The following is a 270-nucleotide window of genomic DNA, read 5'->3' on the forward strand; positions in this document are numbered from 1 at the left end:
GGCGACCGGCCGGAGATCTGGATCTATCTGGGCCACGCGCCCGGTATGGAGCTGGTGTGCGACGGCTGCGGCGAGCGGTGTGAGCGTGTCCACGACGTCGCCCGGCGGGCAATCCGCGACCTGCCGATCCTGGATGCGGTGACCTGGCTCTCTGTGCCGCGCCGGCGGGTCGCCTGCCCGCGCTGCGGGCCGAAACTGGAACGGCTCGCCTGGCTGGACCGGCACGCCCGGGTGACCCGCCGGCTGGCGGCCAGCGTGGTCCGGCTGTGC

At 74.4% G+C, this 270-nt stretch carries 1 protein-coding gene; it reads left to right on the forward strand.

Annotated features, from left to right (window positions below):
- A partial coding sequence (locus R0J92_RS23255) for a transposase family protein (RefSeq protein ID WP_411053415.1) occupies positions 1 to 270 on the forward strand: 270 nt, incomplete at both ends.

The organism is Tritonibacter sp. SIMBA_163 (genome assembly GCF_046535935.1).
In the GTDB taxonomy this organism is placed as follows: domain Bacteria; phylum Pseudomonadota; class Alphaproteobacteria; order Rhodobacterales; family Rhodobacteraceae; genus Epibacterium; species Epibacterium scottomollicae.